11 protein-coding genes are annotated in these 8,356 nt (G+C 61.2%); all 11 read right to left on the bottom strand.

The features are described from left to right. Window positions 1–831 carry a hypothetical protein gene (locus I6F35_RS34075; RefSeq protein ID WP_225122028.1) on the bottom strand — a complete coding sequence of 277 codons (831 nt, stop codon included), beginning with the start codon at window positions 829–831 and terminating at the stop codon, window positions 1–3. Beyond that, window positions 831–1,985, bottom strand: a complete 1,155-nt coding sequence (locus tag I6F35_RS34070; RefSeq protein ID WP_225122027.1) for a tail fiber domain-containing protein — start codon at window positions 1,983–1,985, stop codon at window positions 831–833. The genes I6F35_RS34075 and I6F35_RS34070 overlap by 1 nt, the downstream gene beginning before the upstream one ends. Before the next feature lie 3 nt (window positions 1,986–1,988). Beyond that, window positions 1,989–2,468: a GNAT family N-acetyltransferase gene (locus I6F35_RS34065; protein ID WP_225122026.1), complete on the bottom strand. Its 480-nt coding sequence runs from the start codon at window positions 2,466–2,468 to the stop codon at window positions 1,989–1,991. Between the two features lie 13 nt (window positions 2,469–2,481). After that, the gene (locus I6F35_RS34060; protein ID WP_225122025.1) at window positions 2,482–3,057 is read right to left on the bottom strand and encodes a hypothetical protein; all 576 of its coding nucleotides are present in this window, start codon (window positions 3,055–3,057) and stop codon (window positions 2,482–2,484) included. Continuing rightward, entirely contained in the window at window positions 3,050–3,793 is a 744-nt protein-coding gene (locus I6F35_RS34055; protein ID WP_225122024.1) for a hypothetical protein, read from the bottom strand. The genes I6F35_RS34060 and I6F35_RS34055 overlap by 8 nt, the downstream gene beginning before the upstream one ends. Next, on the bottom strand, window positions 3,790–5,562 hold the full coding sequence (locus tag I6F35_RS34050; RefSeq protein WP_225122023.1) for a hypothetical protein: 1,773 nt from the start codon (window positions 5,560–5,562) through the stop codon (window positions 3,790–3,792). The genes I6F35_RS34055 and I6F35_RS34050 overlap by 4 nt, the downstream gene beginning before the upstream one ends. A gap of 270 nt (window positions 5,563–5,832) precedes the next feature. Then, on the bottom strand, window positions 5,833–6,828 hold the full coding sequence (locus I6F35_RS34045) for a tail fiber protein (RefSeq protein ID WP_225122022.1): 996 nt from the start codon (window positions 6,826–6,828) through the stop codon (window positions 5,833–5,835). A 1-nt stretch (window position 6,829) separates the two neighbouring features. Then, entirely contained in the window at window positions 6,830–7,465 is a 636-nt protein-coding gene (locus tag I6F35_RS34040; RefSeq protein WP_225122021.1) for a hypothetical protein, read from the bottom strand. Between the two features lie 3 nt (window positions 7,466–7,468). Then, window positions 7,469–7,933 (bottom strand): hypothetical protein, encoded by a 465-nt coding sequence (locus I6F35_RS34035; RefSeq protein ID WP_225122020.1) that lies wholly within the window; start codon window positions 7,931–7,933, stop codon window positions 7,469–7,471. 10 nt (window positions 7,934–7,943) lie between these two features. Then, complete coding sequence (locus tag I6F35_RS34030; protein ID WP_225122019.1) at window positions 7,944–8,135, bottom strand: hypothetical protein; 192 nt, start codon at window positions 8,133–8,135, stop codon at window positions 7,944–7,946. Between the two features lie 4 nt (window positions 8,136–8,139). Further along, window positions 8,140–8,340, bottom strand: coding sequence for a hypothetical protein (locus I6F35_RS34025; protein WP_225122018.1), 201 nt, complete (start codon window positions 8,338–8,340; stop codon window positions 8,140–8,142). Window positions 8,341–8,356 lie beyond the last annotated feature (16 nt).

Genomic DNA, 8,356 nt, shown 5'->3' with positions numbered 1-8,356 from the left:
TTACTTCTTGAGCCGAAGCTGTCCGGTGGACGGATGGACGTAATAGGTGCCGGACGGAATTTCGTCGTAGTCGTCCTTGGATTTGGGCTGATAGGGGGAGCCCTGGCTGCCGTCACCGTCGAACGAGATCTCGTTCGGCTTGCCGGCCTTCTTCGTGGCGGGCGCGGCCGAGGCGGTCTTGGCAGCGGGCGTGCTCGCAGCCGCGGTCGCTTGGCGGTTCTTCTGGTCGGTGATCACCTTGTAGTAGTTCGTCAGGGCAGTCTTGTACTGCTCGCTGGTGCCGCTCTGCTGGGCGTCCTGCACCGCTTTGAACGCCTTCATCTTCTCGTCGAAGTCGGTCTTGTCTTGGGCGGTCTGCGCCTTCAGGCCACCGCCCAGGCCGCGCGCGAAGGCGCCGCCGGCGGTGTTGCCTTCGACTGTCGAGAGCCCACCGCCGAGCGCAGTCATGGCACGGCTCGTGGGCGTTTGACTCTGCCGGCCCGTGATCGCCGAGAGCAGGCTGTTGCTGTCCTGCGGGATCGGTGGCGCGCCATTTGCGGCGCGCTGCACGTCAGTAGGGGCAAAGGCGGTGATCGCGGAAGGATCCACGAGCGGCGCGGCCGCGGGAGCACCAGCGGGCCGCGGCGCGGGCAGGGGAACGTTTACCGATCGCGCGCGCGCGCTGACATCGGTTGGCGGCGCGCTGGGCGTTGACTGATCCTGCTGCTGGATCTGCAAGAGCTCCTTCAGCTTCGCGATGGGGTCGTCGCCACCATCAGCCGCCGGCGGCATCCCGATCGGGAAATTTTGCCCCACATAAGCGTTGCCAGAGATGAGGTCGGAGAGGTCCATTAGACGTCAGCTCCCATGTCAGCCGCAGCCTGCGTAGCAAGCTCCAAGTTCACCGCCTTCACGCCGTTGACTTCTACAACAGCGGACGGGTTCACCTCCTCGACATCCTGTGCCATCAGGCCGATCTGCCATTGGTCGCTCCCGACGTACTTGAACCGATAGATCGGAAGGCCGTCGAGGGTTGCGCCGATCACGGCGATGTCGGTCTTGAGCCGTCGGTCGGAGATGATCGCAGGAAGCATGCTGATGAGCGATCCAGCGATGCCCCAGCCCGAGTTGTTCGGCTGCGACACAGTCGTCGTCGTATCGTGTGGCGTGCCAGCGAGCACCGACGTGAGCCAAGAAATCTGCTGCTGATCCCAGCCTTGACCGCGCAGGAACTCCTGAAACGCAGCCGTGTCCTTCGCCTGGTTGGTCTGCTGCTCAGTCTGACCCGCCTTCGCGAGCGCGTCGGCCGTCGTGAGCCCCCGATTGACCTGCGACGTATCGAGATCCTGAAACGCTTTGCCGCCGGTGATAGCCCGCTGCAGCGCCGTCTCAAGCAGGTTCGCATTGGTGGTCTGGGTGTTGATGCTGTTGGTGATGTCCTGCCCGCGCAGCCCAGCCGCAGTGTTGAAGGCCGTGTTGTAGCCGGTCCCGATGATGTTCTCGCGGTTCCTTGCCTCGTCGCGATACTGGTTGGCGAGCGCCACACCAGAGCGAGCATCGCCGAAGGCGCCGTCCATCGTTGCCGAAGCGTCGAGTGCCTGGCGTTGCGCGACACCAGTCCGCGCGAGGTCATCGAGCTGCGGATTGAGCGCCGCCATGATGTACGGCGACATGTAGTCGGAGATGGTCGTGTTCGCGACCGTCTTGTCGCCGCCGAGGATGCTCGGCGCGGACACGCTCGATGCCGGCGTGGTCGAGAACGATTTGTAGAGGTTCTCAATATCCGAGAGATAGGGGTTACTCGAGCCCGCAATGGATTTGATGAGGCCGAAGGCGTCCTGCTGGTTTTGCGTGAGCGGCGCGACCATCTCGCCCTGGTAAGGCGTGAACGGCCGGCTTGCGACGTCGGTTGCCTTGCCGATGTTGGTCTGTGCCGCGTCGGTGAGCCAGCTCGGCAGCGTCGTCGTCTGCTGCTTGGTGGCTTCCATGTCGCCGAAGCAACCCATGTTTCAGTTCCTCGGATGCAGTGCGTAGATTGAGCCCACCGGTTGGTACCGGAGCAATGCCGCGATCTTCTCAGCCCGTCCCCTGCGGCGGTTGGGATTGGCTATGGTGACGTAAAGCTCCTTACCGGCCATGTCGGCGATCGCCGTGGCCTCCTGAAGGAGGGCCGGACCAACGTCCTGGCTGCGATGGTCCGGGTGGACGAAGAAATAGACCTCGCGAATGCAGTATTCCCGCGAGTAGCGGTACCGGCTGTTCTCGAGGCCCATGACGCCGATGAGCTTGCCGCCGCGCGTCGCCATCAGGAAGGCGCCGTGGTTCGGTTCGTTAATCAGCTTGTAGATGTCCTCCATCACGATGATGGGATCGACCGGCGCCTGCGCGACCTCCGTTCCCATAAGCATGAGAAGCTTGTGGATCTCGATCGCATCCTGATCCGACATGGCAGCGCGGAGGATCAAGGTTCCTTCGGTTCTGATGGGCATGGGTCCAGACGCTCTAAACGAGTTGGTTTGCGCGAATGAGCAAGTCGTCGACCTGCTCAGTGGCGAACTGAAGCTCTGCGATCATTCGCTGAACGATGCGGTCGCTGCGCCGTACCTCGATGCAGAGATCCCATTCTTCCTGCGCCTCGGGGTCGGCCGCGATCGCAGCCTTGATCTGCTGCCACATGCCGAGTTCCTCGAAGGCCCGTTTCAAGCCGAGCTTGGTGCAGCTTTCGGGGACTACGGCCGGCGGCGTAAATGTCGATAGTGTGCCGGCGACCGGGTCGTACAGCTTGCCGCCGTATGCTGCCTGCACGTCCCCGGTCTCGTTGTCGCCAAGGATTTCAATAAGCAGACAGCTTTGAGGAAACAGCCTATCCGCCTCTCGGGTGACAGCTTGAACGCGCCCGTCAATGTCCACCGTGGCGGTGATGGCATTCGGTGCGAACACCGCGCCACCATGCACATACTCGTACCAGTCCTGCCCGTCGCTCTCGCGCTTGCAGAACATTGCGCCAGCGGGTGCCTCCGGAGGGAGCACGTTGGGAACGTAGCGCGCCCAAGTGCCGTGTTCGATGATGTTAAGCATAGCCTATCGTCCACCAGCCTCCTGCGAGGTTCTGAAGCTGCAAGTAACGGTATCGGACCCATACGGCTATGATCCCGTACACGTTTGAAGACGCACCTAGACCTGTGATCACAGCGCCGTTGTAGGGCTCTGCGGAGCCGTTGTTTGAGTAGGAAGCATCGGCCGCATAGGCCAAGCGTCCATTGATGACGAGACCTGCGTCAGCGGAGGTACCCAGCAGGCGCCCCGCGGCACCTTGGATGTGGGCGCCTGGTATGTAGTAGTTGGAGCCGTCGAAGTAGAGATAGCGAGCGCCCGAGTTGCCGAGGAAGACGACACCGGTGTTGGGCGCCCCAGCACGGTAGATGGTGAGGTCGCCCGTCATCGTGTCGCCAGCTCTGTTGACCGGCGTGTACCCGAGGGGGGGCTGATAGTTGCCCATGGGTTGCGCGCCGATGTTGGTGCGAGCCTGCGCCTGCTGCGCAGCCGTAAGATCCTGCGCAACATCGTGGCGAACTACACCTGCGTCTCTTGGATGGACGTGATCCTCACGGGCATATTTGGTCGATGATCCGACGTCCGCCGTTCCGTCCGGTAGCGGGCTAGCGTCCGCCGGCACTGGAAGATCGCCGCTGGCTATTGCATCTTCGTCGCCCTCGTACGATGCGCGCTCGATCTCGCGCAGCGCCTCTTCGGCCCATGTTCGAAAAGCTTCGTCGGTGTCGTTGAAAGGCTGACCTAGCGACAATTGCCTCATCGTCGCGTCCCATTCGAACTGACCATCACGTCAGGCTTGCCGAACCGGAAGTAGCCCCCGACGACGTCGGTGACCAACTCCAGGCTGATGTATCGCCCCTCAAGACGAAGGTCGATCAGATCGTCATCCTCGGTGATCGTTACGGTCTCGGAGTCGACCGTTGCCTTGCGGAGGCGGTCCCAGCCCGTGAAGGTGGCCGTGATGTCGCCCGACTGACCGTGGAAGTCGGCATTGATGCCATCGATGTTGAAGATTTGCGCGCCGCCCTGCAGGCTCGACGGTCCAAGTTTGATCGACGCACGCACGGCTGCGCCGTCGCCATCCACGCCCTCTTCATGCAGGTAGATGTGTCCATCGGCTCCAGCCCAATAGGGACGGGTGTCGCCATGGCTAAACGAGGCGCCCGCGGTACGGATCATACGGCCGATCGCCCAAGAGAAGTCATTTAGGCAGAGAAGCGCATAGTAGCTCGGCTGAGTCTCGCCGATCGCGATGTAGTACCAGACGATCTCGTTGAATTTTTCGAGGTACTCGCTCCATGCCAGAAAGGCATTTTCGGTGTTGAGCTTGTCGAAGACGTAGTCCCTGATGTCGTCGACGTTCGGGATGGTCTGCACCGCTCCGTTGTAGAGGTAGAAGTTCGTGTGCCCCATCCAATAGGCGGTGTTGCCGACGGTGACCGCGCAGGAGGGAGAGACTAGGCCGCAATTGCGGCCGCCAAGCCGCGTCGAGAAGATCGAGCTCGATCCGGTGTACTGAAAGATGTAGAGCGCGAAATCCGTCCAGACGCAGGCGATGTGATTTGCGAGAGGCTTTCCCGCGATCAGTTTCGTGCCCTCGGAAAGGTTGCGTGTGTTTGCCGTGTTGGTCTGGTCCGGGACCCACGTATTGAAATCGCTCTGGCTGCACCAATCGACGCGCATACCTTCGCAGAGCGCCATGACGAAGCGCTCTTCGGTCACGAACATATACCGGACGTCGGTCGGGGCCTGAGTGATCCGGGTAGCGCGCCCGAAAGACGGAATCTTATCCGGGTCCCAGACATAGATCGATCCGCCATTGTAAGCGGCGAGAAGTAGCTTGCCGAAGTGATCGAACGACCAGATGCGCGGCTCGATGAAGATCGTCGACCCTGATCTGGCGGTCCCATAGGTGCCGATGCCATAGGGGCCCACGCCATACCCAAGGCCGTAAACACCGAGCTCGACGCCGATCGATATCTCATACTGGTAGCTGACAGTTCCACCTCCTGTCGCACCTGAGGATGCTGGTGCACCAGCATCGATCGTATAGCCGCCGGAGCCGTTCGCGGCGACAACCTCGAACGTCCCGTTGAGGATGAGCCCGCCAACCGCGCTGGCGCCAGAATAGATCACAACGTCACCGGCGTTGCGACCGTGATTGAAGTGCGCGACGGAGACGATGCTTCTTCCGACCTGGGTGGTAAACGGGTTTGTCAGACTGGCGGAGGCTGCGAGCGGCGTGATGTCGTGTTGGACAAAGTCGCGCTCATAGACGTAGAGCTTTCGATACGTGCCGCCCGCCATGTATTCGACCGATTGCAGGTCGCGCCAGGCATGGAGCTGGCGAAGGGTGCCGGACGAGATCGCCGTTGTCTGCCGCACCCAGCCGCCCATCTTCTGCGGGCGGCTGCTGACGAAGCGCATCCATTGCGTATCGATCCATCGTCCCTCTACGACGCGATCCGATTCCGTCTTGAGGACGCCAGCCGGCGGCGTCAGCGGTATTGGAGAAAATTCCTCAGCCATGAACGACTCGGCCCCGCCGTCCCAACACCTCCCGCAGTGACCGGGAAAGCGGAGCCGTGTCTTGCACTTTCGTGCAACTGAGATACATCACAGGTGGGCTTTGGAATGATGCTATTTGGGGTTGTGGGGGATGAAGGGCGGGGATTTCGTCACGCTTGTGATTGCTATTGCGCTGTCTATGGCGATGTTTTTTTGGATGCCGAGGGGAATTCCGGACCAATGCGGCGGGCCTGTTGAGAAGATGTTCGGACATTGCTCTAGGTGATCCAACTAGACCTTGATGCATATTAGTACCGCCGCGTTCTCCGGCCTGGTCTCGGTGCCACCGCTTGCCGGTATGGTTCCGGTCGTGCCGCTAAAGGTGTGCGTGTGGTTCGCGCTGATACCGCTGGTGGTGCCAGAAAAGTTGTGGTTGTGCTGCTGGTTTTCTGTTCCTGTAGTACCAGGGCCTATCGCGGCGAACCCGCCGCCACCCGAGGCTAACTGACCGGAAAACGGAAGTGAGGTGACTGTATACCCGTGGGTATGGGATTGGTTCTCTACTCCCGTCACGCCCGAGAAATTATGAGTGTGGTCGTTACTGACGGCACTGGTGGTGCCGGAGAATGTCGCGCCAGGGTGCGTGTGCGAGGCCAACGCGTGCGATTGGTAGGCGCCAACGGCCAGGCTTCCGCCCGCGGCGCGCAGGAATCGGTTGGTGTCCGTGAAGTTCGGAAGACCAGCAGTGGTGGAGCCATTACCAGCGCCCCATGTAGTGCCGATCTTATTGAAGAGGTCAGGATGGTCGGCGCGGACATAGGTCCCGCCGGAGCAGGCTATGGTACCCGGCGGAGCCGTCGTTCCCGCGTGATGGATGAGGTTGCCGACCTCGTCGGCGTCTTCCCGGTAGATGTGATCTGCCCCATCGCAGAGAATGTCCTTATGGGTCCCCTGCGGGATCTCGACGGGATTGCCGCTCGCGGTCTTGAGCAGCAGGACGAAGTTGCCGGTGGTATTGTTGAAGATGCGCCAGCGCTTCGAAGTGTTGTCGATCGTCACAGTCGCGTTCGAGGTCAGCGTACCAGTGAACTCGATCATCCCGGCTCGGTGCTCGGCAGCGTTCAGCGAGTACGGTCCCCCCAGGATCGTCTTGGTGATGTACCCGGCGATCGCCTGCTCGAGGTAGGCAAATACGAATTGGTTGAGATTGTCGCCCCACGAATTGTTGTTATTGCCGGTGCCCTGCATCAGCAGGCCCAGCAGGAGCGAGGTGGTATCCGCAGGCATCCTATTCGATCTCCACCTCGAAGGAGGCGTCGCGGTAGCTGAGATCGCTTTCCGCGTTCGTCTTGTCGATCAAGGCGCTCAACAAAGTCAGGTTGCTTTGGTACTTCGCATTGTTCGACATGAAGTCGTAAGCCTGGGCGAGGCAGGCCACGCGAAGCAGATGGGGGTACCTGTTGGTCAGGAAGTTCGTCTGATTGTCTGCATCAAGCAAGGCCGGTATCTTGAAGCCAACGAGAGTCAGTGTCGTCGCTTCCTCATAGGCGCACTCGAGCTGGATCTTCTCGTCAAAGATCGCATACCGGAACGGGATGGTCCGGATCATTGCCCCGCTCTCGTCGTAGCTGCGTCGCTTGACGATGTTGCTCTCTGGAAACAGCTTCATCTCGATGTCGTGCGTCTTGTCCTGCAACGCAATCGGGTCGAGGAAGCCAGCCGGCAGCGCGACGGAGTAAGCGCCGGGGGCGAGATTGAGATCGGAGAACTCCGTCCGCATCTCTCGCACCCGGAGCGTCTGATAGATGAGCGCCTGAGCTTCCAGCACCACCTGCTCGACGTCGAGCTGGCTATAGTTCACCCAACGTCGAATGCTGCCGGCAGTGCTCTTGTCCGCCGTCAGGGTGGTGTAGTTGACTGGCATCGATCAGCCCTGCGTCTTCGGACCGAGCTTGGTGGGGACGTCCTCGGGGCCGCAGATCTGCTCATCGAACACGAGGAACTCGGCGAGGTCGCGGTAGTTCGAGAACACCTTGTTGTACCGGCGCTTGGCCTCCTTGAAGACCAGGTGCGGCTCGTACTTCACCTCGTCCTTGAGCCAAGCCTCGAGGTTGATCTCCAGGCTGGCGTCGGCGTCGGCGTCGTCGTCATCGTCGACATCGGCCGTCAGATCGGGCTTGTCCTCATCGACCGGCTCGCCCTCGGCGAGCTTCGCAAGCTTCTTCAGCTTCTTATCGACGAGCGCTTTCTTGTTGGCGGGCACGAACTTTTCGGCCAGATAGCCATGGTGGTCGAACGGCAGCCCATCCTGCTCGAAGGCGTAAGGGGCTCCCTCGCCATGCACGGTCGCGTGGTCACGCGACCGATCCAATTTCAGTCGGGGTGGGGACAAGGGCAGCTCCTTAACTGTTGGTCTGCACCGCAGACGCGCCGGAGAGGGAATGGGAGAGGTTGTTCACGCCGCCCTTCAGTTCCTTGCCGCGCGCGTTCGACACATCCATGCTGGAGTCGTCGCGGCCGAAACCACGGACGATGGTCTGGCCGCGCGCCCCCTTGGTCCGCTCGACACAGCCGTTGCTGGAGTCTTTCTTCATCGTTTCAGTCCTCGATGTAGCGGGGCCAAACCGAAGTTTGCTCCCCGACAGGTGGGCTATGGCCGGTCTCGCGATCGGCACGGGAAAGCCGCGTGAAGCCGTCGACGCCGGCGTTGCCGGTGGCGTCGTCCTCGTAGCGGGTCACAGGTCGCGGATCTTTGACCCGGACCGGTTGATCGGGCCGAGGCCCGAACGGGTAAAACATTTCGGTTCTCCCTGAA

Source organism: Bradyrhizobium sp. BRP22 (genome assembly GCF_020194175.1).
Lineage (GTDB): Bacteria > Pseudomonadota > Alphaproteobacteria > Rhizobiales > Xanthobacteraceae > Bradyrhizobium.
Note: the sequence above shows the minus strand (reverse complement) of the source record. Positions and strands in the feature narration are given on the sequence as shown.

Coding starts and splice junctions, on each gene's coding strand:
- I6F35_RS34075 (WP_225122028.1), bottom strand. CDS start 831: ATGGACCTCTCCGACCTCATCTCTGGCAACGCTTATGTGGGGCAAAAT.
- I6F35_RS34070 (WP_225122027.1), bottom strand. CDS start 1,985: ATGGGTTGCTTCGGCGACATGGAAGCCACCAAGCAGCAGACGACGACG.
- I6F35_RS34065 (WP_225122026.1), bottom strand. CDS start 2,468: ATGCCCATCAGAACCGAAGGAACCTTGATCCTCCGCGCTGCCATGTCG.
- I6F35_RS34060 (WP_225122025.1), bottom strand. CDS start 3,057: ATGCTTAACATCATCGAACACGGCACTTGGGCGCGCTACGTTCCCAAC.
- I6F35_RS34055 (WP_225122024.1), bottom strand. CDS start 3,793: ATGAGGCAATTGTCGCTAGGTCAGCCTTTCAACGACACCGACGAAGCT.
- I6F35_RS34050 (WP_225122023.1), bottom strand. CDS start 5,562: ATGGCTGAGGAATTTTCTCCAATACCGCTGACGCCGCCGGCTGGCGTC.
- I6F35_RS34045 (WP_225122022.1), bottom strand. CDS start 6,828: ATGCCTGCGGATACCACCTCGCTCCTGCTGGGCCTGCTGATGCAGGGC.
- I6F35_RS34040 (WP_225122021.1), bottom strand. CDS start 7,465: ATGCCAGTCAACTACACCACCCTGACGGCGGACAAGAGCACTGCCGGC.
- I6F35_RS34030 (WP_225122019.1), bottom strand. CDS start 8,135: ATGAAGAAAGACTCCAGCAACGGCTGTGTCGAGCGGACCAAGGGGGCG.
- I6F35_RS34025 (WP_225122018.1), bottom strand. CDS start 8,340: ATGTTTTACCCGTTCGGGCCTCGGCCCGATCAACCGGTCCGGGTCAAA.